This is a genomic window from Flavobacteriales bacterium (genome assembly GCA_016779935.1).
Taxonomy (GTDB): Bacteria; Bacteroidota; Bacteroidia; order Flavobacteriales; family UBA7312.
The window spans coordinates 20202-44502 of the sequence record JADHMQ010000012.1 but is presented as its reverse complement, the minus strand read 5'-3'; the positions used below and the strand labels follow the sequence as shown (position 1 = coordinate 44502).

Below are 24301 nucleotides of genomic sequence, written 5' to 3'. Positions count from 1 at the left end.
TTATATGTTTAAACAAGAATATGACGTAATTGTAGTTGGAGGAGGACACTCGGGTTGCGAAGCAGCAGCGGCAGCAGCAAATTTAGGATCTTCTGTATTGCTAATAACTATGAACATGCAGACCATCGCTCAAATGTCTTGTAACCCAGCAATGGGAGGGGTGGCTAAAGGTCAGATTGTAAGAGAAATAGATGCTTTAGGAGGTTATTCTGGAATAATCACCGATAAAACAATGATACAGTTTAGAATGCTAAACCGTTCAAAAGGACCAGCTATGTGGAGTCCCAGAGCACAAAGCGATAGGATGAGGTTTGCTGAAGAATGGCGATTGACACTAGAAAGCATTCCAAATGTAGATTTTTGGCAAGATATGGTTACTGATCTATTAATAGAAAAGGGCGAAATAAAAGGAGTAAAAACCGCAATGGGAATAAATGTCAAAAGTAAAACAGTCATTCTAACAAACGGAACCTTTTTAAACGGAACCATACATATTGGAGAAAAGCAATTTGGTGGTGGAAGAACTGGCGAAAGAGCTGCCGTTGGGCTAACCGAATGCTTAAACCGACTAGGCTTTGAAAGTGGCAGAATGAAAACAGGAACGCCGCCAAGGGTAGACGGTAGGTCGTTAGACTATTCAAAAATGGAGGAGCAAGCGGGTGATATAAACCCCTCAAAATTCTCATTTATGGATACGCCGCCATTAAAAAATCAAAGAAGCTGTCACATCACATACACCAATCCCAGAGTACACGAAATCCTGAAAACAGGCTTTGAAAAATCGCCTATGTTTACAGGGCGAATACAAGGCTTAGGACCAAGGTATTGCCCATCAATAGAAGATAAAATTGAACGCTTTGCTGAAAGAGATCGTCATCAAATTTTTGTAGAACCAGAAGGGTGGGATACTGTTGAAGTATACGTAAATGGATTTTCGACATCCTTACCAGAAAACGTACAACATGAAGCCATTCAACAAATTGTTGGCTTTGAAAATGCTAAGATATTCAGACCAGGCTACGCTATTGAATACGATTACTTTCCGCCCACTCAATTGCAAAGAAGCCTTGAAACAAAACTGGTTAATGGGCTGTATTTTGCAGGACAAATCAATGGAACAACAGGCTACGAAGAAGCTGCCTGTCAAGGCTTAATGGCTGGTATTAATGCAAGCAGAAGAACTAATGAATTGGAACCAATAGTACTGAAGCGTTCAGAAGCTTACATTGGTGTGTTAATTGATGATTTAGTTACAAAAGGAACAGATGAGCCATACAGAATGTTTACCTCAAGAGCTGAATATCGAATACTTCTAAGACAGGATAATGCCGACCTGAGATTAACGAAAATTGGAAGAGACATAGGTTTGGTCAGTGATTTGAGAATGTCAGAGCTTGACAAAAAGAAGCATAATATTGAAAATGCACTTTCATTATTTCAAAAAGAAAGCATTAGCCCTGATGAAATGAATCCAATTCTTGAAAACAATAATAGCAGCCTAATAAAACAAAAAACAAAGCTTGGTAAAATTTTAAGCAGACCACAAATTAAACTTGACGACTTATTAAAGTTAAAAAGCGTAAAAGAAAAAACAAAAGAAATAAAACTAGACGTTTTAGAACAAGCTGAAATACAAATTAAATACAACGGCTATATAGAACGAGAGCGAGAAACCGTAATGAAAACAAATAAACTAGAAGGAATACGAATTCCCAATAAGTTTGACTACGGTAAACTTCACGCAATCTCTGCTGAATCTCGTGAAAAGCTAAATCAAGTTAAGCCAGATACGATAGGCCAAGCATCCAGAATAAGTGGCGTTTCTCCCTCTGACATTAACGTCTTGTTAGTATTTATGGGACGATGAAAACGGCTTAAAGCACACTCTTCTTACCATCTCAACATCAGCGTGGAACAACAATGTTCCACGTGGAACACAAAAGAACACTCACATTAGTTTTTCCAAAAACAAGTAAAAACTTAAGCCTAAACAGTAAATATTTAATGAGGTTTATATGCTGAACTAAACAAATGATAGCTGTTTGAATTGGGACACTTAATGAAGTTCATCCCTAAAATTTATACATACGCAAGGCGATTATAAAAATTAGACGGACATTATTTGCAAGACAGTTTGACCGAAGATGTAGCACAAACAATAAACATTCAAAAAAACAGCTGTAAACCCACAAAACCGCCCCTTTTAAAGCGATTTAAAGACCGTGCAGCCTGTTTTGAGCCCAGAACATCAAAACCAAGAAAAAGGCCCTTAAAAAAGAATATATGAAAAAAACTATAAAGTCTTGATAGTCAGAGTTTTATGGTTTTTCTTGAAGAATAGTGGCTCCGGAGGGATTCGAACCCCCAACCGTCAGAGCCGAAATCTGATATTCTATCCAGTTGAACTACGAAGCCAAAAAACAAAGATATAGCTAGTTTTTAATCAAACAATAATTTGGGGGCACAATAGTTAGAAGTTTAGTAATTTTACATTAATGAAAAAAATTTTATCACTTACAGTTATTTTGGTGTGTTTATTAAATTCTAAAGCACAAGATATTGGAATAGGGGAATGGAAAGATTATTTACCGTACAACAACTCTATTTCTGTCTGTAAAATAGATAACAGAATCTATACGGCTACAGAAAACAGCTTGTTTTATGTTGATACAGACAACAAGAGCATTGAAAGGCTAAACAAAATCAATGGAATGTCAGATGTAGGTATTAGTTGTATGGAAAAAGACCCGAACAACAATATAATTTTGGTCGCCTATGAAAGTGCAATTATAGATATTCTTAAAGACGACTCGGTATTTAGCATAAAAGATATTGAAAGAGAAAATATTATTGGACAAAAAAAGATAAACAATATTACCTTTTACAACAACAACGCTTATCTCTCATGCTCATTTGGGGTTATAGAACTAGATGTTATTAAAAGAGAAATATTGAACACATTTTATCTAAGCCCTATGGGAAACCTAAACATTATAGACGTAGAGTTTAAAAACGAAATAATATATGCTGCAACACCACAAGGGATATATTTAGCTGAGATGAACAGCAATTTGTCAGACTTTAATAGCTGGTCGTTGATCGCAGAAAAGACAGGGATTAACGACTTAGAAACTGCATTTGGTAGACTTTACTTAACCATAGAAAATTCAGATAGTATTTTTACCTACGAGGATAGCATCACAAACCTTGTTAGAGTAGAAGGCTTGAGATTTATAGAGACAGTAGAAGGCAGGTTATTTGCTGGGTCAACCGGCAAAATAGACGAACTAAATCAATACAACCAATTAATAAATATAACTGAAAGCTCTTCGATAGAATATATTACAGACATTTATTTCGATGAAGAGTATTATTGGGCGGCGGAAGAAAAGAGGTCTCTGGTTTCAATATCAAACACAGAGCAGGTTAAATTCTATCATCCACAAGGGCCCGTAACAAACTTGGCCTACACCATTAACTTTTCAGACGATAAATTGTTTATTTCTCCAGGCGGCTTATCCGTAGTTTGGGGTAATAATTTTACTTATGAAGGGTTTTATTGGGCGAATGGCTACGACTGGAATAATGTGCCTTATACAAGCTTAGCAGGAACAAGAGATGTTACTAAAATAGTAGGAGCATCAAATGGCGATCTTTTTTTAGGCACCTGGAATGATGGCGTTTTACATTTAAAATATAGCGAAGAAATAAACAACTACATTCTTTACAAAGAATATAACCATATAACAACAGGCGGAGGCCTAGAAACATTAGAAAACGGTCCAAACGCTGATAACTATGGCTGGTTAAGAATAAGAGGAATGGTCTTTGACGAAAACGGTCTATTATGGATTACAAATTCCATGACAGAAAAAGGATTAGCCTTTATGAATACCAATGAGGAGTGGCAGTCTTTAGAGATAAAAAGCTACAATACCACAAATAGCAACCTTGGCGACATCACTATTGATGAAAGTGGTCAAAAATGGTTTTATATTGGAAGGGGTGGAGGTATCATTGTATATGACGATAATGGCACGCCTGATTTAACGTCAGACGATAAAGACAAAAGGCTAAGCACTACAGCTGGAAGCGGAGGGTTACCGTCAAACTTTGTCCATTCCATAGCAAAAGATAGAGATGGAGAAATATGGGTAGGAACAGATAAGGGTGTAGCGGTATTCTACAGCCCAGAAAATATATTTGACCTAAACAATGACGCACAGCTAATTTTAGTAGAAAATGATGGCTATGTAGAGCCTATAATTGCCAATGAGACTGTAAAAGCAATTGCTATTGATGGCGCCAATAGAAAGTGGTTTGGAACACAAAGCTCAGGCGTGTTTGTATACTCAGATGACGGGACGGAACAAATACATCACTTTAATACTAAAAACAGCCCTATATTTTCAGATAATATAAACGACATAAAAATAAATCAGAAAACAGGAGAAGTCTATATAGCCACTGAAAAAGGTCTTATCTCATACTTAAACGGAGCAATAGAATCAACAAGCTCCAGTCAAAATGTACTGGTATATCCTAACCCAGTTAGAGAAGACTACTACGGTCCAATTGCCGTCAAGAATGTAGTGGAAAATGCAAGTGTGAAAATTACGGATATCAATGGCAATCTTATCTCATCGTTTACTGCGCTAGGCGGTCAGGCAGTTTGGGATGGTAAAAATCAATTTGGAGAGCGCCCAAGCACTGGGGTCTATCTCGTTTTTACCACTAATCCAACAGGAACAGAAACCAATGTTGCCAAAATTTTATTCATAAAATAGATGCATCAGCAGACAAAGGGAATCGTGTTGAGTAAGGTTAAATATGCTGAAAGCAGTATAATATGTAAAATATATACATCTGAGTTTGGCACTCAATCTTACATTGTAAATGGAGTAAGAAAAAAGAAAGGAAATAGTGGTTACTATCAAGTCCTGAATCAACTAGAGCTCAACGTTTACAACAAAAACGGTAAAGAGCTTCACAGGATAAAAGAGGTTAAAATGTCAGCCATTTATTCTAGTATCCCTTTCGATGTTTATAAAAGTTCAATTGCTTTATTCATAGCAGAAATTCTTAGTAAATGCTTAAAAGAAGAGGTAAGTAATTCGGATTTATTTGGGTTTTTAGAGACCGCTCTAATCGATTTAGACAACAAAGATTTTGATAGTCAATTTCACATTAAGTTTCTTGTCGCTTTGAGTCAATATTTAGGAATATCCCCTAACATCGACAATCATGAACTTGCATATTTTGACCTTCTTAACGGTCAATTCACAAACGACAATAATCAACACAAACATTATACCGAAAATACGAAAGATGTGTTCTTGGCGTTTAAGCATGACAAGGTGAAAAACAAAAGAGAAACATTGAACATTTTACTAGAGTATTACAAACTACATATTGAGGGGTTCAATACTATAAAGTCAAAAGACGTTTTAGAAAAAGTATTAAACTCATGAAAAGATACATTTATATACTCCTAGGATTTGGATTACCATTATTTAGTTTTGGTCAAGACACCCTGCTATTCAAAAGCCTTCCAGAAATAATATTTATTGAAGACAAAGAAGAAGATGAACGTGTATTTAGCCCCTCACAAATAGAAAAAATTGATGGTAAAAAAATAAACTATAACGCCCCAACAACTTCGGCAGATTTACTGCAAAAAACAGGGGCTGTAATGGTGCAAATGAGTCAATCCGGTGGAGGTAGCCCCATCATCAGAGGTTTCGAAGCAAACAGGGTCCTTCTTGTAGTGGATGGTGTTCGTCTAAACAATGCCATTTATAGGTCTGGACACTTGCAAAACAGTATCAGTATTAGCCCTCTTACTTTAGACAGGGTAGATATCATTTTTGGACCGTCCTCGGTGAAGTATGGAAGCGATGCTCTTGGAGGTGTCATTCACTATCACACTAAAAATGCTAGTGTTGGCAAAGGCTGGAAAGGAAATATTTTGCAGCGTTATAGTAGCGTGAATAATGGTGTCAACCTTTATTTTGATCAAAAGTGGGGAAGTGAAAAATGGGGGTTCTTTCAAGCCATCAACCTCAATAGGTTTGGCAACCTTAAAATGGGAGGCAATAGACTTCATGGCTACGACGACTGGGGGACTGAAGAGCATATTGTTGATGGGAACGAACAACTTAAAACAGCTTATGACCAAGCTGATTTTATTCAAAAAATACGCTTTAATGCTAATGAGTATTTGGGCTTCAAGTTGAACCTTCAACTCTCCACAAGTACAAACATCAATCGCTTTGATCAGCTCAATGATATTAATGATGATGTGCCAAAATATGAAGAATGGTATTACGGTCCTCAAAAACGGCTTTTAATAGGTTTAGGCTCTGAACACCAGAAAAAAACACCTTTATACGATAGTTTTAATAATACTGTGTCCTTTCAAGAAATACATGAAAGCCGAAACAGTAAAAAATCAAATAGCAACTTAATTCAACGTTTCGAAAAAGTATCTGTTTTTGCAAACACTTCAGATTTTATAAAAAAATGGGGGTATAAAAGCCTAAATTATGGCCTTGACCTTCAGCACAATATTGTAGAATCAACAGCGTCTGAAGGTACTAGCACAAGATATGCAGACGGGGGTAGTGAACTTAGTTCTCTTGGGGTATACTCTCAATACAAACATCCATTTGGCAAACGGTCGTTCTTCAGTGGTGGATTAAGATATAATATGTCTTCACTCAATGCTACATTCATAGAGGTTCAAAACTATAATTTTCCATTTGAAGAAATCACGATTGAAAACAGTGCTTTAACTTCAAGTGCAGGTGTATTTATTGGTTTGAAAAAAGGATGGGAGGGAAGATTATCATTCGCAACTGGTTTTAGAAGCCCTAATGTTGATGATGTTACCAAAGTATTCGCAAAGTCTGGCAAGCTTACCGTTCCGAACAAAGATTTAACACCAGAATTCTCTACTAATTATGAGTTTGGTTTGACTAAGCGTTTTGGTAATAGCTACGTCAGTGGAACATATTTTTATACTCAATTGAAAGATGCAATAATCAAAAAACCGTTTTCTTTAAACGGTCAAGATAGTCTTATATATGATGGTGAACTGCTTCCTTTGTATGCCAATACCAACTCCCAAGACGCTTATTTATTTGGATATAATCTACAAGCTTTCCTTGAAATTAACGATAAATGGTCAACAACTCATTCCTGTTCTTACACCTTTGGAAAAGACAATACCGAGAGCGTATTACTTGATCATATACCTCCATTCTATGGCAAAAGCCAAATAGAGCTCAACTCGCCAAAAACAAAAAGCAAGACAAGCATAATCGTTCATTACAACGCCTGGAAGATGGCGGAAGATTATAGTCCTAATGGAAGCGATAACCCTGAAGAAGCGACCGTTGACGGAACGCCCTCATGGTGGACCTTAAACTTAAATTATAGTGTTCCTCTAAACGATAAAATAACTGCTCAACTAAATATTGAAAACATATTTGACGTGCACTATAAGACCTACTCAAGCGGAATAAGTGCCCCAGGAAGAAACATTATCTTGTCGCTTGCTGCTGGATTTTAGTCTCTGAAATTAACCACGACAACTCCTGAAGAGCATTTCGCTTATCTTCTCCTGGGCTAAACAAAAAACCCTCAGTAACGACAACCTCATTTCGAAGGGTGTCCTGAAAAATATATGAAACGAATGGGCCTCCCATAAATGCATTTTCCATCTTCCATAGACCTTTAATTGTAAAAGAAGTGGCGCCATTAGCTTCAAAAGTACTAACATAAGGTAAATAAAGCCGCTCTGTTGTCATATAACTACCCTCTAACAGTCCCGGAACAAATTGCTTCAAAAGACTATCTCGCGCGCTTAAAACACTTTCAACGCTTAGTGATTCGGTCAGAGGGAAGCTGTATACAAAAACACCTTTTATTAACTCTAGGTCTTTCGGGTTGTATTCGTACCAAATAAAATTGGTAGTGTCTAACACTAAAGAAAAGGGTTTTGGTAAGCTCAAAGAGGCGTTGAACCTATCCTTTATGGCTTGAGAAAGTGATAGACCTGCAGAAGAAGAACGGTATCGGTCCTTTTCCTTTTGGTTAATTTTATAAGCAATTACAGGCGAATACTGATTTAGTAATTGGGTGAGCTCTTTTTTAGTCTTGTATTCGATTATACACAGCCATTGGTCTTCTGAAAAAGGTTGGGGCTCAAAGGCTATTTTGGACTGAACTCCTTTCTGAATAATAATAATGTTTCTGTGTGTTTCAAAAAAACGACTAAATGCCGCTTTAGGTATTTGTATAACATCAAAAATGGGCTCTTTCCATGCCAAGCCCTCAACCTCTGCAAATAGAGATTGGCGAAGGGTGTCAACCGCATTACTCTCCCAAATGTTGTCTTCCACCACTACAACGACTTCATTTATTGCGCCGCTATACGAGGGTAAAACGCTCGTATTTTGACAAGCATTAAAGAAAATAATAACAAATAAAAAAAGACGATTCATCTATCCAGTGTTTGGAATCTTTAAGGTGATTCCAGGCTTAATATCACGATAACTAATATTATTCATTCGTTCGATTTGAGCTACTGAAACACCCGAATATTTACGCGCTATATCCCATAAGGTGTCACCGACTTGTACAGTATAAAGCCTTTCCCCTTTACTATTAACCTTAGTTGCATTAGAAGCTTTTGGTGCTGCATCAGGATTGATATAAATAATCAGCTTTTGACCTATTTTAAGGTTATTAGATGATAGTTTGTTCCAGTTTTTTATCCGACCGACGGTAGTATTATAATCACTAGCTATTTTACCTAAGTATTCACCATCTTTAACTCGGTGTACTATGGGTTCGTCAACACTTACAAAACGTTCTTGAGAGCGTTCAGCATAAGCGTATATGCTATCCATATTATTTACAAACAAAGCCATTTTTTTAACAGGCAATTTGAGGGATGCTGTTTTTCCTTTTGAAACCGGTAATAAATTGGTTTTGTAGATGGGGTTTAACTCTTTAAGTACATCGATTTCAATATCAAGCAGGTCTGAAAGCGCCTCAAAAGTAACCGACTGACTAATGCTTATAGTATCTGTTTCTGCCTGAGTAAAACGATAGGGTGTAGGGTAAATATTATGATGTGAAGCGTAATTCATGATGTAATTTACCGCAATAAATTTTGGCACATAATTCTGTGTTTCCTTCCTTAGATAAGGGCGTAAAGACCAATAATCATTAACGCCATGTTGTCGCATTGCTCTTGAAACGTAGCCAGGACCACCATTATAAGCAGCTAATACTAACTCCCAGTCGTTAAACATCTTATATAAAAATGTAAAGTACTCACAAGCAGCAATCGTAGATTGTAAGGGGTCACTTCGTTCATCGATATATGAAGTAACTTTTAGGTCGTAAATTTTTCCTGTTGTGTACATAAATTGCCAAAGACCTGTAGCAGCTGAGCGTGAACGTGCATGAGGTTTTAAGGCAGACTCTACTATAGCTAAGTATTTAAACTCTAGAGGTAAGTCAAATTGATCTAAGACAGACTCAAACAATGGAAAGTAATAATTTGATTTACCGAGCATATTAGAAACGTGCCTTCGATAAGTGTTGGCATAAATATTTATTTGACGCTGTACAGCTTTATTATAGTCCAAACGAAATGGAGTGTGCTCGTCCAAAAAAGCCAAACGACCGGCAATGATACTGTCGTGAAAGCTGGGGATACTATCCGGCTCATAAGACCATTTGTTCAGAATATTCGTGTCGGTTTCGATTTGCTGTGATGATAGTTGCTCATTCACCCACAAAGAGTCCATTTTTGAATGTGTTGGGTTTTCTACTACAAAATGTAGAGAAACAGAGTCAACGCTAAGAGTATCAGAAGTGTTTGATTTAGCTGAAAAAACTGAAAGCACGACTGCTGTGAAAATAAAAAAAGAGATGTGTATTCTTTTCATAGCTACAAAATTCAAAATAATTACACTATAGTAAGAGGTGTTGACAGTATAATTATTAACGCTTATTTGTTCATTATCTGATTGGCAAAAGCCATTAGCTCTGCATCTTTGAAAGCGGGCGCCATTAGCTGTATACCAAAAGGCATACCGTTGCTGTGTTTTCCTGTTGGCAAAGACACTGCTGGTATACCTACAATATTAGCATGAACAGTAAATATGTCTTCTAAATAAAGTTGTGTTGGTTCATCATAGGTTTGACCTATTTTAAGTGCTGTATTTGGCGATGTTGGTGATAATATAAAATCACAGCTGTCAAAAATGGACTGGGTTTTCTCTGATAACAATCGCCTTACTTTTTGCGCTTTGGTATAATATGCATCATAATAACCCGCACTTAAGACAAATGTACCCAACATAATTCGTCGCTGTACTTCTTTACCAAAACCCTCCGACCTGGATTTTTGATAGGCTGACGGGATGTCCTTAGCGTCATCGCTTCTGTAACCAAAATGTATTCCGTCATATCTAGAAAGGTTGGAAGATGCTTCTGCAGTAGTTAATACATAATAGGTAGGCACAACATAATCCAGGTATGGGAAATCAATTTCTAAAACCTCATGCCCTTCCTCTTTTAGAGTATCAATCGTGTTTAAAATGTGTTGCTTAATTTCTGGATCAAGTGCGGGACTTTCAATAGTGCTTTTTAAGTATCCAACTTTTGCTTTTTTGATGGGTTCTAATTCAAAACTAGGGACTTCCTTGGTTGAAGAAGTGCTATCAAAATCGTCATTTCCAGAAATCACCTCCATAATTAAGGCGGCATCTTTGACATTATGAGTTAGAGGCCCTATTTGGTCAAAAGAAGAAGCGTAGGCGATAAGGCCCCAACGGCTTACGCGTCCATATGAAGGTTTATAACCAACAACGCCACAAAAACTAGCTGGCTGTCTGATTGATCCACCAGTATCGCTACCTAGGCTTGCTAAGCATAAATCTGCAGCAACGGCAGCAGCAGAACCTCCTGAAGATCCACCAGGAACATAATCGGTGTTTAGTGGGTTTAAAACAGGCCCATAAGCCGAGTTCTCATTGGTGCTGCCCATTGCAAATTCATCGCAATTTAGTCTGCCAATTATTATAGCGTCTTCATCTATTAATCGCTCAACAACGGTTGCGCTAAACAGGCTTTCAAAATTGCCTAATATCTTAGAAGCGGCTGAAACTTTATGGTCTTTGTAACAGATGTTATCTTTAATGCCGATAACCATTCCGGCAAGCTTTCCAGCATTGCCAGCTTTCATTTTTTCATCTATACGTCGAGCATTATCTAATGCCTCGTCTGTATAAACTTCAAGAAAGGCGTTGAGGTTTTTGTGTTCAGAAATACGACTTAGATAAGATTCTGTAATAGAAAGACAGCTGGTTTTTCCTGATAGTATATCCTGCTGAATAGCGTCTAAAGAGCGGTAAGTGTTCATATATTTTTAAAGAGTATTTTTTATTTTTCCTCTTTATTGTCTTCGTTTAGTTCCTTTGTAGCGTCCTTAAATTCTTTCATGCCTTTTCCTAGGCCTTTCATTAATTCAGGAAGTTTTTTTCCTCCAAAAAGGATTAAAACAATAACTACTATAAGAACGATTTGAGGCCAACCTATTACAAGTAATGTAGATGATGTCATAATTAATAAGGTATTTGATGCTAGCAAAAGTACAGATTTTTTTACTAGTAAGCTTTATAAAGCCATGAGGATGGGTCAAGCTTTTCGCTGCCCTTCCATATTTGAAGCTCGGTAATGGATTCTTTGTTTGATGATTTTGTAAAAACTCTAGCGATATCTTCTTTTAAAGCTACAGTCTGACCTCGCTTTACAAAAACCTCTATAAGGTTTGAATAAACTGTAAAATAATCGCCATGACTTATAATGACTGCTTTTCCTGAGCCTGGAATATCAATAATTCGCGAAACCTTTCCTTCAAAAATTGCTCGAACGAAAGAGCCCTCTTCAGTGGTAATTTTTACACCGTTGTTAAGTGTTTCTATGCCTCTTAAAACCGGATGGGGCTGTATTCCAAAACGCTCAATTATAACCCCACGTTCAACCGGCCAAGGGAGTTTACCTTTGTTTGAACTGAAATTATCGGATAATAGTTGTTCTTCAGGGGTTAGTGACAATTTCACCCCACCTGCAGTATTGGCTTTTTCTTTGGCCTTACGAATTTCTTCAGCAATAATTTTTTTGATTTTATCATCAAGTGTTTTGGCAAGTTGTTGCTGTTTGGATAAGTCTTTCTTTAATTTCTTTTCTTTTTTCCTGAGGCTAGATAAGAAGGTGTTTTGCGATTGCTTTTCTGTTGTAAGAAGATTTATTTCTATTTGGGATTCTCCAAGCATAGCGTTCCGTTCGTTCATGGCTACGGTAAGTAAGGCTTTTTGACGTTTTAAACTTAACAACTCTTCTGATAATTGTTGTTCTACTTGTTTTATTTCTTCTACTTGCTTTTGTCTAAAACGGCTATATTCTTGTAAGTATCTTATTCTCTTGAAGGCTTGATTATAGCTTTGTGCTGAAAAAACAAACGCTAAGCGGTCGTAAGAATTTCGATTGTGATAGGCGTGGCGAATCATTAAAGCATATTCTTTTTTGAGTGTGTCAAGTAAGTTTTGCTGGTCTTGTATGGACTGCTTAGTATCTTTTATTTCGGACTTAAGATTGTCTATTTGAATAATAGTCATCTTAATTTCTAAGTCTAAAGTTTTAACGATTTCGCTTCGAGATTCTATCTGCTTATTGAGTGTAGATAAAATATTTATGGATTGATTCTTTTCCTTTTTTGCCTTTTTAATCAACTTATTAGTCAATTGAATCTCCTTTTGTATTTGTGCTTTCTTGGATTGTAAAACCTCTTTGGATTGCGAATGGGCAAATAAGCAAATTCCAAAAACAAATACTATAGTCAGGAGGTATGAACTACATCGGTGCATATGACGAAGGTATGGAGAATTTTACTTTTTTGGGTCTATTTACAGTCGCTTTAGAATAGTTAAGCGTTGCTTTAGCCGTCTTTTCAGAAGATTGTGCGTCAATACTTACTGATTTAGGTAGCCAAATAGAGTCTGTTTGAAGGTAGTTTTGATAATTAATTTTGACAAACTGACTATCCGAACGGCTATGAAAAACCTCCACAGGCAAATAGCTTGTGTTTAGCTTAATAACGTTTTGATTACTAGAAGAAAACAGGGTATATGCCTCTGGCGTAACATCTAAAGTGTATGAACTATTTTCTTTTGGACTGATAGACGCTAGTAAAACGTCTTGTAACTCATAAAAGGAAAGGGGTAAATTGTATTTTACAGAAAGAGACTCTATCCCACCTACAAAATAAGTGGAATTCAATCGATTAATAAATTTTACACTATCAGGGGTTATGTGAACGCGCACTGCTTCAATACCCATTAGGGCAGACATAGACATCCAAATAACACTGTCTTTTCTCATGCGTAATTGAGCGCTAATAGGCACGCTTGTTTTATCAAAATCGGCTTTGCCTTTAATGTTTGTGGTGAACCATTGAATATCGTTTGTGTTGTATTCCGCTTTTTTTAATACTGATTTTGCGGACTGAGTGGTTGTTTTAGTTGCCCATTTAGTACCCACACATGATGACAAAAACAATATAACTATGAAAAGGCTTAATCTATTCATAAAGAGTTTTGTCTGCTATTTTTTTATCAATCCACTCCGAGTCAGAGCCAAGCTCCTTAGCTTTCATCCACTGCTCCAGGGCTTCGCTGTTTCTGCCAAGTTGAAAGAGAACATCGCCATAATGTTCAATAATAGTAGCGCTAGAGCCCCCGCCGTTTTTAATGGATTTTTCTAACCATAATAAAGCGTTTTTATAGTCTCCCTTCTGGTAGAAAATCCAAGCATAAGTATCTTCGTATGAGGATTGGTTCGGCTGTAATTTTACGCAAGAACTCATCATATCTTCGGCCTGATCAAGCTTGGTATTTCTAAGCGACAAATAGTAGCTGAAATTATTTAAAACATAGGTGTTCTCTGGGAACAGCTCCAACGATCTGTCATAAGCCTTATCGGAATCCTTATAGTTTTCAATAGCATGGTAAGCATCGCCTAAAGAAGCATAAAACTGAGCTAATAAATTGTCGTTGGCAATGACCATGAGTTTACCAGTATTGAATTGATCTATTGCTGAGGAATATTTCTTTTGTTGCAAATAGGCAAGCCCAGAAAAATAATAGCTTGTAGGCTGACTTGGAAATAACTCTTGTGATGCTTCTCCTAATTGAACCACCTCTTCATACTCTTTTTTATCAAAAGCAATAATCATAAGTTGCTGCCAGATGGGGTAACGGCTTGCGTCAAGTTCTACAGCGGCTCTAAAGTTTGATTGTGCTTGGTCAATTTTCCCGTCTCTATAATAAAAGTCACCTGCAATAGTGTAGGGTTTTGCATTGTCGGGATGCGCAAGCTTCAGAACCTCTATGAGCTCATATGTTTTTGATAAAAGCATAGTGTCCTTATCAGTGAAATCGTAATAAGTAAGGAGGGTGCGCATCTTTGTGTCAATGCTTAAATCTTGTGAAGCAAAGGCTTTTTTAGTGTATTCGAAGGACTTGTCTGCTTGTTTGATGTTGCGATAGAGTTCTGATAAAATGATAAAAGCTCTAGCATCATTTTCATTGATTTCAAAGACCTTTTCAAGTGTAGAAATCGCTTTTTCTTGTTTACCACTAAGAAGATAAAGTTCTGCTAATTCGTTTAGGGCTTCAATATTTCCTGGCTCAGACTTTACCCATTTTTCTATTTCGGAAATAGCTGAATTTTTGTCACCAATTTCATTGTAAATCCGCTTTTTTTGTTGGTACAACATGCTATATGGACCAATATATTTTTCAAGGTCATCGTATACTTTTATAGCGCTTCTACCTTGATTATTCATTAGGTAAGCTGATGCTAATTCAAAATGCCAGTCTTCATTTCCAGGCTCAATTTCCAATAGTTTTTTAAACGCTATGATGGCTTTACTGTATTTACCTATCTCTAGATAGGTTGTTGCGAGTAGCTGTTGAAACCATTTATTATCCTTTTCTATTTCGCAAGCACTTTCTATGAAAAATAAGGCTTGGTCAAGTTGTCCTGCATCAAAATAAATTAGTGCCGATTCGTACATAGGTGTAGGCTCGCTTCCATCTAGTCGTATGCAATTCTTGAAGGCCTCTAACGCTTTTTCATTATCGCCCAATATTTTATACTTGAGCCCCCTAAAGTAGGCGTTTTGATATTCTACTGGGTCTACTGCATTAAGTGCTTTTTTAATGATGGGGTCATCAGCAGAATAAAACGGGTGGTCTTGTGCCTTTGTTTCAAGCAACACAAATGATAAACAAAAAATAATGGCTATTCTCATGAGTTTATTTTGTTCCAGTACTACCGAAGCCTCCTTGACCTCGATTTGATTCTTCTAAAGCGCTGACCTCTTGCCATTGGGCTTGTTCGTGTGCGGCTAATACAAGCTGTGCTATTCGCTCACCATCATTCACCACAAAGGTTTCGGAGGACAGGTTCACTAATAGAACGCCGATTTCACCCCTATAGTCTGCATCGATAGTGCCAGGGCTATTTAAAACCGTTATTCCTTTTTTGTAAGCTAGTCCGCTTCGAGGACGAACTTGTATTTCGTAACCAACGGGTATTTCCACAAACAATCCAGTTTTTATCAGTTGGCGTTGTAAGGGAGCAAGCTCTATAGGTTCATCAATATTGGCGCGTACATCCATACCTGCTGACGCTATAGTTTCGTATTGAGGCAAAGGGTGTTTTGAGCGGTTTATTACGTTTACTTGCATCGTTTTATCAAATATTAAGACTTGATTTTTTAGGTCGCTCTAGTACAAAAGCTACCGCTATAAATATAAGAAGATAAAGGGTATTATTTAGCATCCCTAAAGACCAATTTATGCTGAGAAAATATAAGGCGAACATAAGGACAAAATAAAGCCCCATTCTTTGTAATGGATAAGGGATAGGGTAGTACTTTCTTCCCAAGAAATATGAGCATAATACCATAAGTAAATAACAACATAAGGTTGCCCATGCAGAACCAACGAAGCCTAGTTTTGGTATTAAAAGAAGATTTAAAACAATAGTAACTCCTGCTCCAAAAAGAGACATGTAGGCTCCAAAAAGTGTTTTTTCGGTGAGCTTATACCATACTGATAAATTATAATACAGCCCCAAAAATAGATTTGCTAGCAACAAGATAGGCACAATGATTGCTCCTCTATCGTCATGAAAATCTGAGCCTATAAATTGCTTTACAATATCGTAGTATATGGTTACAGTCAAGAATATTAAGGCGGTAACAATGGTAAAGTATTTCATTACCAATGCATAGACTTCTTTAGCATTTTGTTCTTTTTCTTGAGCAAAAAAGAAAGGCTCTGCAGCAAATCGAAAGGTTTGAACAAAAAGCGTCATTATGATAGATAATTTATAAAATGCGCTATATAAACCTATTTCCGAGGCTGAGATATCAGCTGGTAAAAGGTGTTTTAAAAGAATTCTATCAATCGTTTCATTAGTAATTCCCGCTAGACCAGCAAGCATTAGTGGTAGGGCATAAATCATCATTTTTCGCCATAGTGCTACATCAAATCGCCAGGTAGATTTTACCATTTCAGGAACGAATAACAACAATGTAAGGACGCTAGCAACTAGGTTTGCTATAAATATATAACCGATTCCTATATCTTCTGAATAGATGGTTTGTATAAATTCTGCACCCAGAAGGTTATTTGATAGCGCTAGAGGACAATACACTATGAAAAAGAGATTTAGACCAATATTTACGAAAATGTTGAAGAGTCGAATACTGGCAAAACGAACGGCTCGGTTTTGTTCTCTTAGTTTGGCAAAACTAATGGCGCTTAAAGCGTCTAAGCCAAGGATTAACGCAAAATACTGAACATATTCAGGTTTGGAAGAAAAAGAAAGAAAGTCGGCGATAGACTGAGCGTTGCTGAACATTAGCACCACAAATACAACAGAACTGATAAGTAAAGAGATTAATGAGGTGCTATATACTGCGCTTTTATTGGGGTGGCGCTGTGAGAATCTAAAAAAAGCAGTCTCCATTCCATAGGTAAGAACAATAAGCAGGAAGGCAACATAGGCGTATAGAAGGGTAACGTCTCCATATTCTGATGTTGTAAAATAACGAGTATAAAGGGGTACTAATAGGTAGTTGAGTAAACGCCCAACAATACTACTCAGCCCATAAATAGCCGTTTGTCCTAGTAGTTTTTTGAGAGGGTTCACTGTTTATTTGCCTGTGAAATTTGGTTTTCTTTTTTCCATAAAAGCACTTGTTCCTTCTTTAAAGTCGTCGGTAGAACAGCATTCGCCGAAGGATTGTTTCTCTACTTCATAACCGTCTGTATTACAACCGGCATTAACGGATTTTATTGCTTTGGCTATGGCTATGGGAGAGTTTTTAATTATTCGACCAGCAATCTTTTCACAGAAAGCTATTAGTTCGTCTTGTTCACAAACGTGATTAACTAAACCCCATTCTTTAGCTTCTTCAGCGCTTAGCATAGCTGCGGTGGTAATCATTTCCAAAGCCTTTCCTTTGCCTACAAGCTCTCGCAAACGTTGGGTGCCTCCATAGCCAGGAATAACCCCTAAAGACACTTCGGGTAAACCCATTTTGGCATTAGTAGATGCTACTCGAATATGACAAGACATGGCTAACTCTAATCCTCCGCCAAGAGCAAAACCATTGATTGCTGCAATACTTGGTGTAGATAAGTTGTCCAATAAATCAAACAACATGTACTGTCCATCAGTTGATAAGTTTGTGCCTTCTTCAGCGTTGAAGTGAGCAAACTCTTTGATATCAGCACCTGCCACAAACGCTTTTGTTCCTGAGCCTGTAATGAGGATACACCTCACGCCACTATCTCTATCTGCTTTTAAAATGGCATCGTTTAACTCCTCAATTGTCTCCTTATTTAAGGCATTAAGTTGTTGTGGTCGATTTATAGTTATTCTTGCTAAACCATTAAGGTGTTCTGATAAAATAAGTTGGTAGGACATCTTTGTAATTTGTTATTTGGACAAAGATAGTTTTTTCTATTAGAGAGAATTAACGCTTTCTAAATGAAAAAAGACCGAATTAATCGGTCTTTTCAAATTTCTATTTATATGATTAGTTAAGAGTTTAACGCCTCTGCTCCGCCTACAATTTCTAGAATTTCACCAGTAATAGCTGCTTGTCTAGCTTTGTTATAGGTAAGGGTTAGTTCTCTTTTGAGTTCTCCTGCGTTATCTGTAGCTTTATGCATAGCAGTCATCCTAGCGCCATGTTCTGAAGCTTGAGAGTCTAAAACAGCCTTAAACAATTGTATTTTCAATGATTTAGGGATAAGGTCTGCTACAATCTCCTCTTTTTCTGGTTCAAATATGTAGTCCCCAATGGTTGCCGAATCATCAGAAGGTGTTTCTACTGGTAAGAAGGGTTCAGACATTAAAATCTGCGAAGCTGCATTTTTGAACTGATTATATACCAATACGACCTTGTCGTATCTTCCCTCAGTAAAATGATTCATTAAATCTTGAGCAATTGCTGAAGTGTTGGCAAAAGTTAAATCAGAATAAAGCTCATCATGTGTAGAGACAACATCAAAACCATTTTTAGTAAAGTGCTCTGAGGCTTTTTTACCAATAGTCAGAAATGAGGTGTTATCACAGTCCTTAGCTAGTACTTTAGCTTGTTTGATAACATTGTTGTTGAAGGCACCACACAAACCTCTATTTGAGGTAATAGCAACTACTAATTGTTTCTTCACTGGACGAGCATCTGAATACGCACCGCCATCCGAAGACTCTAATGTAGAGCTTAGGTTAACTAATAATTCACGCAACTTATTGGCATACGGACGCATCTGAGTAATGGCATCCTGAGCTCTTTTGAGTTTAGCCGCCGATACCATTTTCATGGCACTAGTGATTTGCATAGTAGAACCTACAGAAGTAATTCTTGCCCGTATTTCTTTTAAGTTAGCCATCCTTTATGCTGCGTATTTTTTAGATAGATCTGCACATACAGAGCGTAGTGTGTCTGTGATATCGTCGTTCAATTTACCTGCTGCTAAAGCGTCGAGAGTATCTTGGTGTTTGTTGTGTAAGAAAGCGATAAACTCTTGCTCAAATTCTTTAACCTTATTGGTAGGAACATCCATCAATAATCCGTTAGTACCACAGAAAATGATAGCGGCTTGCTCTTCTACTCTTAGAGGTGAATATTGACCTTGCTTCAAAATTTCCACGTTTCGTTGTCCTTTCTCAATTACAGCAGTTGTTGCTGCATCAAGGTCAGAACCAAACTTAGCAAAGGCTTCAAGTTCACGGTACTGTGCTTGGTCAAGCTTTAATGTACCTGAAATCTTTTTCATTGATTTAATCTGAGCAGAACCGCCCACACGAGATACTGAAATACCTACATTAATCGCTGGACGAACACCCGAGTTGAATAAGTCACCATCAAGGAAAATCTGTCCATCTGTAATTGAAATTACATTTGTTGGAATATAAGCCGATACATCACCTGCTTGCGTTTCAATAATTGGCAATGCCGTTAATGAACCACCGCCTTTTACTTTTCCTTTTAAAGAGTCTGGCAAATCGTTCATTTGAGACGCAATAGCATCATCATTAATCACTTTTGCTGCTCTTTCTAGTAATCTTGAGTGAAGGTAGAATACATCTCCCGGGTAAGCCTCACGACCTGGAGGTCTTCTTAATAACAAGGATACCTCACGATATGCTACCGCTTGTTTTGATAAATCATCAAATACGATAAGTGCTGGTCTACCTGTATCTCTAAAGTATTCACCAATCGCTGCACCGGCTAATGGAGCGTAGAACTGCATAGGAGCTGGATCAGAAGCGTTTGAGGCAACAATAACCGTATAAGCTAGTGCTCCTGCATCTTCTAACGTTTTTGCAATAGAAGCTACTGTTGATCCTTTTTGACCTACAGCAACGTAAATACAAAATACTGGCTCGCCTTTATCGTAAAACTCTTTCTGGTTAATAATAGTATCAATCGCTACAGCTGTTTTTCCTGTCTGACGGTCACCAATAATAAGCTCTCTTTGTCCTCTACCTACAGGAATCATAGCGTCAATAGCCTTAATGCCTGTTTGTAATGGCTCGTTTACTGGCTGACGATATATTACACCAGGAGCTTTTCTTTCAATTGGCATCTCAAATGTTTCGCCTTGAATAGGTCCTTTACCATCAATAGGGTTTCCTAAAGTATCTACAACACGACCCAACATACCTTCCCCAACATTAATTGAGGCAATGCGGTTAGTTCTTTTTACAACATCTCCTTCTTTGATACCTTTTGATGGCCCTAATAGTACTGCACCAATATTATCTTCCTCTAGGTTAAGAACGATACCTTGCAGTCCACTTTCGAATTCAATAAGCTCACCAGACTGTACGTTGGTAAGTCCATATATACGAGCGATACCATCACCTACTTGTAATACGGTTCCTACTTCTTGTAAATCCGATTCTGATTTGAAACCTGCTAGTTGTTGTCTTAAAATTGCTGATACCTCAGCTGGTTTTACTTCTGCCATGTTTATTAATTTAGAAGTCCTTTATATAAAGGTTTTTATTAAACGATTGTTTTAAGTCTTTAATCTGACGCGCTACACTTACGTCAAGTTGTTTGTCGCCAAGTCGAAGAACTGCTCCACCTATTAGGCTTATATCTACTTTTTCGGTTAAGTCTACTTGACTAATACCTTGTTTTTTAATGAAGTCAAGAACATTTTGTCTTGTATCTTCATCGATGGATGTGGCTGTTGTAAGAACAGCAGTTCCAATGCCTAAGCTTTCTTTGTAAACCAATAGAAAACGTTCGGCTATATCAAATAATAATGACTCTCTTTTCTTTTTAGTGATGAGTTGAATAAAACTCATTGTTAATGCTGAACAAGAATTAAATATTTCAGAAAAAATGGCTTGTTTTTTATCCGTCTTAACTACCGGGCTTTTTAATAAAAGCATTAATTCTCTAGAGTCTTTACAAATAGAAACAACGGTTTCCATATCGGTTTTGCAAACCTCTAAGGTACCTTGCTCTTTGGCTAATTCTAATAGCGCCTTGGCGTATCTGTATGTTGCTCTGGTGTTTTTCATATTAGTTTATGCTTGCTTCTTCTAAAGCACTGTTCACCATTTCTTTTTGCTTATTGTCGTCCTTCAATTCTGACTTCAATATTTTTTCTGCAATATCGACTGATAATGAAGCTACTTGATTTTTTAGCTCAGTAATAGCTGCCATTTTCTCATTGTTGATTTGCTCTCTTGCGGACGCTAAAACCTTATCTGCTTCTTCCGTAGCTTGGGTTTTAGCCTCAGCAATAATGCCGTCTTTTATTTCTCTTGCTTCTTTTAGTATAGAATCTCTTTCTGCTTTTGCTTCGCGTAAAATGCGCTCGTTGTCTGCATTAAGGGTTTCCATTTCTTTCTTGGCGTTGTCCGCAGCGTCTAAAGCGCTTTTGATGCCTTCTTCTCTTTCTTCTACTGCACTGAGAATGGGCTTCCAAGCGTACTTTCTTAGTAAAAACAATAAGGCCAAAAACAAAACGGTTTGCCAAACAAACAGACCAATTGAAAAATCGTTAAATAAATCCATATTATATCTTCATTTTTCTTTTAAAATGCTAAAATCAAAACTGTAAGCAACCCTTACAGTTTTGATTGTTGTTTATAGATTATGCAGCAAATAATGCAGCAAATCCAATACCTTCAATAAGTGCAGCAGCAATAATCATTGCTGTTTGGATTTTTGAAGTCGCTTCAGGCTGTCTAGCGATAGCATCCATGGCAGAACCACCGATTTTACCAATACCTAAACCTGCTCCGATTACAATTAATCCCGCTCCTACAATATTTGGAATAGTCATAATAAAAAATTTAAAGTTAATACTCAGTTAATATATTAATGTTCATCGTGATGCTCTTCTACTGCAGCTCCAAAATATAAAGCCGTTAGCATCGTAAATATGTATGCTTGTAAAAATGCTACAAGCAGTTCTATTACCCCTAAGAATAATGTTAATCCAAAAAACGCTCCAAATGAAAATAGATTAGAAGCAAAAAATACTAAACCAATAAGAGACATCAACACCACGTGACCCGCTGTAATGTTTGCATACAAACGAATCATTAGTGAGAAAGGCTTAATAATAGTTCCTAAAAGCTCTATTGGCATTAGAACAAACTTCATGGGTACAGGCACGCCTGGCATCCAAAAGATGTGTCCCCAATAGTTTTTGTTAGCTGTAAATTGTGTAATCAAATAAGTAATCAAAGCCAATGAAAGCGTGATGGCTATATTACCTGTTATATTAATTCCTAGAGGAGTCATTCCCGCTAGATTTACAAACCATATGAAAAAGAATACGGTTAGTAAATAGCTCATGTATTTTTTATAGTGCTTTTCTCCAATGTTAGGAATAGCAATGTCATCTCTAATAAATAAAACCAAAGGCTCTAGTAGTCTACCAAAACCGCTTGGAATCGGTCCTTTTCTGTAAGAGCTTGACAAACCTCTAAAGGCCAAGAACAACAAAACACAAATTAAAAACGTCATTAAGACGGTTTTTGTAACGGAAAAGTCAATTAGAGCAGAATGGCTGATTAGCTTTTTCTTGCCCTCTTTGTTACGTTTAAGTTGAATGTCAGCATGTTTAGCTGCTAAAATTTTTCCATGAAATATGGAGTATTCTGAATTTACAGACTCGTACAGATAATCTTTAGCGTCTTTGTCGACAGAATCGGTTGCATTAAGTTTTTCAAAGGTAATCGTTGAATCGGCAGCACTTATCTCTTTCACTTCAACTTTCTTAAAGTCGCCTGACGAAAAGACTTTAATACCCTCATCCCATATGATAATTGGTAGGGGCATTTTTGCACCATGAAAGAGCTCGAAATAATGGGCGTCTTTTAGGTGGTGCTTGATAAAGCTTTTTACTTTTTCAGGAGTGTCCTTTTTTGTGTGAGCCTCAGAATGCTCGCCTGCATGAGAGTGGTCGTCGTGAGCAAATGCTACACTTCCAATTGAAAGTGTAAAAAGTAAGGCTATTAAACTTAATTTTCTTCTCATTGTAGGCAACAAATTGCTGTTAAAGAGTTCGCTGCAAAACTAAATATTAATGTTTATTCTAAAAATAAAATTGAGAAATAATTTTCGTCTTTTTTTTGGAGGGTAAAATCTTCGATTTAAAAGCTGTTTAAAAGCTTTAATAAACACCGAACTTCCATTATTAAAGCCACTACGTATGAGATGAAAAACAACATAAAACCACTTAACTTATTAGCTTCAGAATAGAATTCGCTCAATAGAGGGTAAAGCAATAAATAAAAACCTAAAAATTTGAATAGAGTTGAAAGTAAAAATATATATCCCAAACTTTGGGTGTGAGAATGACGAAGTTGGTATATCAAAATCACAGCAAACATCGCCATAAAAAAGTTAAATATATTGGAGAATAGAAGAGCGTTAAAATACAAGATAAGCTCTAATTGATGGTAAACGAAGGCTTGTAGGGCAAAGGTAACAGCAAGCGCCAATGCTAAGCTCCAACTAAAGTTGATAATAAACTTAATGCTCGTCATCATTTAACTTATTGACTTGCTTGAGGACTGAATATAGGGAAACGAGCAAAGAAAATAGGGTTAAAGATATAGTAAACCACGGTTTTGGTGTAGAATACCTTTGGTCTAGATATTTTCCGAGTGAGGCTCCTAAAAAAATGGTGACACCCATTTGGGTGGCAACCATAGTTAGAGTAAGTAGTCGGTTAGGCTGTTTTCTCTTGTTTTTCTTGTTTTCCGGCATGGCTAATATCTTTAATTACTGCACCCATGCTACAAGAACCCGTGAAGGCTGCCCCTGGCTCTATGGCTAATTTGTTAGTGACAATATCTCCATCTAGTTTAGCTGTAGATTTAAGAGATAATAATTCGGCAACAGAGATTGCTCCTTTTAACTCTCCAGAAATATCAGCATTTGAGGCAATAACATTACCCTCAACAATTCCAGTTGAACCTATTACAACTTTTCCTTTAGTATTAATTGAGCCAGACAGTCTACCGTCAACTCGAATGTCGCCAGAAGATGTTACTTCTCCGTCAATAGTTGTTCCTACTCCGATTAAGTTAACTACTCCTGTGTTGTCTAATTGTTTTGCCATGCTTTTGTCTTTATTATTTGAAAACATTTTGAATT

General features: G+C 37.0%; 22 protein-coding genes and 1 tRNA gene. 4 read left to right on the top strand and 19 right to left on the bottom strand.

Annotated elements, in window-relative coordinates:
* The first annotated feature begins 4 nt into the window (after nucleotides 1-4).
* A complete protein-coding gene (gene mnmG, locus ISP73_06740) occupies nucleotides 5-1867 on the top strand; it encodes a tRNA uridine-5-carboxymethylaminomethyl(34) synthesis enzyme MnmG (GenBank protein ID MBL6658279.1) in 1863 nt (620 codons plus the stop codon).
* 474 nt (nucleotides 1868-2341) lie between these two features.
* Here mnmG and ISP73_06735 read toward each other — a convergent pair.
* Nucleotides 2342-2415: transfer RNA gene (locus ISP73_06735), tRNA-Arg, on the bottom strand.
* 80 nt (nucleotides 2416-2495) lie between these two features.
* Here ISP73_06735 and ISP73_06730 point away from each other — a divergent pair.
* Genes ISP73_06730 through ISP73_06720 form a run of 3 tightly spaced genes read left to right on the top strand, consistent with a single transcriptional unit; the run spans nucleotide 2496 to nucleotide 7573 of the window.
* Nucleotides 2496-4787 (top strand): hypothetical protein, encoded by a 2292-nt coding sequence (locus ISP73_06730; GenBank protein MBL6658278.1) that lies wholly within the window; start codon nucleotides 2496-2498, stop codon nucleotides 4785-4787.
* Nucleotides 4788-5471: a DNA repair protein RecO gene (recO, locus tag ISP73_06725; protein ID MBL6658277.1), complete on the top strand. Its 684-nt coding sequence runs from the start codon at nucleotides 4788-4790 to the stop codon at nucleotides 5469-5471.
* Nucleotides 5468-7573 (top strand): TonB-dependent receptor, encoded by a 2106-nt coding sequence (locus ISP73_06720; protein ID MBL6658276.1) that lies wholly within the window; start codon nucleotides 5468-5470, stop codon nucleotides 7571-7573. Before recO ends, ISP73_06720 begins: the two co-directional genes overlap by 4 nt.
* Here ISP73_06720 and ISP73_06715 read toward each other — a convergent pair.
* The 18 genes from ISP73_06715 to ISP73_06630 form a co-directional block, all read right to left on the bottom strand.
* Nucleotides 7545-8507: a DUF4837 family protein gene (locus tag ISP73_06715; protein MBL6658275.1), complete on the bottom strand. Its 963-nt coding sequence runs from the start codon at nucleotides 8505-8507 to the stop codon at nucleotides 7545-7547. The genes ISP73_06720 and ISP73_06715 overlap by 29 nt on opposite strands.
* Nucleotides 8508-9965 carry a LysM peptidoglycan-binding domain-containing protein gene (locus ISP73_06710; protein ID MBL6658274.1) on the bottom strand — a complete coding sequence of 486 codons (1458 nt, stop codon included), beginning with the start codon at nucleotides 9963-9965 and terminating at the stop codon, nucleotides 8508-8510.
* 62 nt (nucleotides 9966-10027) lie between these two features.
* Entirely contained in the window at nucleotides 10028-11443 is a 1416-nt protein-coding gene (gene gatA, locus ISP73_06705; GenBank protein MBL6658273.1) for an Asp-tRNA(Asn)/Glu-tRNA(Gln) amidotransferase subunit GatA, read from the bottom strand.
* A gap of 20 nt (nucleotides 11444-11463) precedes the next feature.
* Nucleotides 11464-11643 (bottom strand): twin-arginine translocase TatA/TatE family subunit, encoded by a 180-nt coding sequence (gene tatA, locus ISP73_06700; GenBank protein ID MBL6658272.1) that lies wholly within the window; start codon nucleotides 11641-11643, stop codon nucleotides 11464-11466.
* 44 nt (nucleotides 11644-11687) lie between these two features.
* A complete protein-coding gene (locus ISP73_06695; GenBank protein MBL6658271.1) occupies nucleotides 11688-12947 on the bottom strand; it encodes a peptidoglycan DD-metalloendopeptidase family protein in 1260 nt (419 codons plus the stop codon).
* The gene (locus ISP73_06690) at nucleotides 12934-13668 is read right to left on the bottom strand and encodes a DUF4292 domain-containing protein (GenBank protein ID MBL6658270.1); all 735 of its coding nucleotides are present in this window, start codon (nucleotides 13666-13668) and stop codon (nucleotides 12934-12936) included. The genes ISP73_06695 and ISP73_06690 overlap by 14 nt, the downstream gene beginning before the upstream one ends.
* The gene (locus ISP73_06685) at nucleotides 13661-15394 is read right to left on the bottom strand and encodes a tetratricopeptide repeat protein (protein ID MBL6658269.1); all 1734 of its coding nucleotides are present in this window, start codon (nucleotides 15392-15394) and stop codon (nucleotides 13661-13663) included. Before ISP73_06685 ends, ISP73_06690 begins: the two co-directional genes overlap by 8 nt.
* A gap of 4 nt (nucleotides 15395-15398) precedes the next feature.
* Nucleotides 15399-15833, bottom strand: coding sequence for a dUTP diphosphatase (gene dut / locus ISP73_06680; protein MBL6658268.1), 435 nt, complete (start codon nucleotides 15831-15833; stop codon nucleotides 15399-15401).
* 7 nt (nucleotides 15834-15840) lie between these two features.
* Nucleotides 15841-17304, bottom strand: coding sequence for a polysaccharide biosynthesis protein (locus tag ISP73_06675; GenBank protein MBL6658267.1), 1464 nt, complete (start codon nucleotides 17302-17304; stop codon nucleotides 15841-15843).
* Between the two features lie 3 nt (nucleotides 17305-17307).
* Nucleotides 17308-18084 (bottom strand): enoyl-CoA hydratase/isomerase family protein, encoded by a 777-nt coding sequence (locus tag ISP73_06670; GenBank protein MBL6658266.1) that lies wholly within the window; start codon nucleotides 18082-18084, stop codon nucleotides 17308-17310.
* Nucleotides 18085-18200: 116 nt separating this feature from the next.
* Nucleotides 18201-19055, bottom strand: coding sequence for an ATP synthase F1 subunit gamma (atpG, locus tag ISP73_06665; GenBank protein ID MBL6658265.1), 855 nt, complete (start codon nucleotides 19053-19055; stop codon nucleotides 18201-18203).
* 3 nt (nucleotides 19056-19058) lie between these two features.
* Nucleotides 19059-20639, bottom strand: a complete 1581-nt coding sequence (locus tag ISP73_06660) for a F0F1 ATP synthase subunit alpha (GenBank protein ID MBL6658264.1) — start codon at nucleotides 20637-20639, stop codon at nucleotides 19059-19061.
* 10 nt (nucleotides 20640-20649) lie between these two features.
* Nucleotides 20650-21204 carry an ATP synthase F1 subunit delta gene (gene atpH / locus ISP73_06655; protein MBL6658263.1) on the bottom strand — a complete coding sequence of 185 codons (555 nt, stop codon included), beginning with the start codon at nucleotides 21202-21204 and terminating at the stop codon, nucleotides 20650-20652.
* 1 nt (nucleotide 21205) lies between these two features.
* Complete coding sequence (locus ISP73_06650; protein MBL6658262.1) at nucleotides 21206-21703, bottom strand: F0F1 ATP synthase subunit B; 498 nt, start codon at nucleotides 21701-21703, stop codon at nucleotides 21206-21208.
* Nucleotides 21704-21782: 79 nt separating this feature from the next.
* On the bottom strand, nucleotides 21783-21974 hold the full coding sequence (atpE, locus tag ISP73_06645; protein ID MBL6658261.1) for an ATP synthase F0 subunit C: 192 nt from the start codon (nucleotides 21972-21974) through the stop codon (nucleotides 21783-21785).
* A 35-nt stretch (nucleotides 21975-22009) separates the two neighbouring features.
* Nucleotides 22010-23176, bottom strand: a complete 1167-nt coding sequence (gene atpB, locus ISP73_06640) for a F0F1 ATP synthase subunit A (GenBank protein MBL6658260.1) — start codon at nucleotides 23174-23176, stop codon at nucleotides 22010-22012.
* A gap of 498 nt (nucleotides 23177-23674) precedes the next feature.
* Nucleotides 23675-23911, bottom strand: coding sequence for an AtpZ/AtpI family protein (locus ISP73_06635; protein ID MBL6658259.1), 237 nt, complete (start codon nucleotides 23909-23911; stop codon nucleotides 23675-23677).
* Nucleotides 23874-24266, bottom strand: coding sequence for a polymer-forming cytoskeletal protein (locus tag ISP73_06630; GenBank protein MBL6658258.1), 393 nt, complete (start codon nucleotides 24264-24266; stop codon nucleotides 23874-23876). The genes ISP73_06635 and ISP73_06630 overlap by 38 nt, the downstream gene beginning before the upstream one ends.
* Nucleotides 24267-24301 lie beyond the last annotated feature (35 nt).

What these genes read in the sequence shown, in the direction of transcription:
- mnmG (MBL6658279.1), top strand. Translation starts at nt 5, where the DNA reads ATGTTTAAACAAGAATATGACGTAATTGTAGTTGGAGGAGGACACTCG.
- ISP73_06730 (MBL6658278.1), top strand. Translation starts at nt 2,496, where the DNA reads ATGAAAAAAATTTTATCACTTACAGTTATTTTGGTGTGTTTATTAAAT.
- recO (MBL6658277.1), top strand. Translation starts at nt 4,788, where the DNA reads ATGCATCAGCAGACAAAGGGAATCGTGTTGAGTAAGGTTAAATATGCT.
- ISP73_06720 (MBL6658276.1), top strand. Translation starts at nt 5,468, where the DNA reads ATGAAAAGATACATTTATATACTCCTAGGATTTGGATTACCATTATTT.
- ISP73_06715 (MBL6658275.1), bottom strand. Translation starts at nt 8,507, where the DNA reads ATGAATCGTCTTTTTTTATTTGTTATTATTTTCTTTAATGCTTGTCAA.
- ISP73_06710 (MBL6658274.1), bottom strand. Translation starts at nt 9,965, where the DNA reads ATGAAAAGAATACACATCTCTTTTTTTATTTTCACAGCAGTCGTGCTT.
- gatA (MBL6658273.1), bottom strand. Translation starts at nt 11,443, where the DNA reads ATGAACACTTACCGCTCTTTAGACGCTATTCAGCAGGATATACTATCA.
- tatA (MBL6658272.1), bottom strand. Translation starts at nt 11,643, where the DNA reads ATGACATCATCTACATTACTTGTAATAGGTTGGCCTCAAATCGTTCTT.
- ISP73_06695 (MBL6658271.1), bottom strand. Translation starts at nt 12,947, where the DNA reads ATGCACCGATGTAGTTCATACCTCCTGACTATAGTATTTGTTTTTGGA.
- ISP73_06690 (MBL6658270.1), bottom strand. Translation starts at nt 13,668, where the DNA reads ATGAATAGATTAAGCCTTTTCATAGTTATATTGTTTTTGTCATCATGT.
- ISP73_06685 (MBL6658269.1), bottom strand. Translation starts at nt 15,394, where the DNA reads ATGAGAATAGCCATTATTTTTTGTTTATCATTTGTGTTGCTTGAAACA.
- dut (MBL6658268.1), bottom strand. Translation starts at nt 15,833, where the DNA reads ATGCAAGTAAACGTAATAAACCGCTCAAAACACCCTTTGCCTCAATAC.
- ISP73_06670 (MBL6658266.1), bottom strand. Translation starts at nt 18,084, where the DNA reads ATGTCCTACCAACTTATTTTATCAGAACACCTTAATGGTTTAGCAAGA.
- atpG (MBL6658265.1), bottom strand. Translation starts at nt 19,055, where the DNA reads ATGGCTAACTTAAAAGAAATACGGGCAAGAATTACTTCTGTAGGTTCT.
- ISP73_06660 (MBL6658264.1), bottom strand. Translation starts at nt 20,639, where the DNA reads ATGGCAGAAGTAAAACCAGCTGAGGTATCAGCAATTTTAAGACAACAA.
- atpH (MBL6658263.1), bottom strand. Translation starts at nt 21,204, where the DNA reads ATGAAAAACACCAGAGCAACATACAGATACGCCAAGGCGCTATTAGAA.
- ISP73_06650 (MBL6658262.1), bottom strand. Translation starts at nt 21,703, where the DNA reads ATGGATTTATTTAACGATTTTTCAATTGGTCTGTTTGTTTGGCAAACC.
- atpE (MBL6658261.1), bottom strand. Translation starts at nt 21,974, where the DNA reads ATGACTATTCCAAATATTGTAGGAGCGGGATTAATTGTAATCGGAGCA.
- atpB (MBL6658260.1), bottom strand. Translation starts at nt 23,176, where the DNA reads ATGAGAAGAAAATTAAGTTTAATAGCCTTACTTTTTACACTTTCAATT.
- ISP73_06635 (MBL6658259.1), bottom strand. Translation starts at nt 23,911, where the DNA reads ATGCCGGAAAACAAGAAAAACAAGAGAAAACAGCCTAACCGACTACTT.
- ISP73_06630 (MBL6658258.1), bottom strand. Translation starts at nt 24,266, where the DNA reads ATGGCAAAACAATTAGACAACACAGGAGTAGTTAACTTAATCGGAGTA.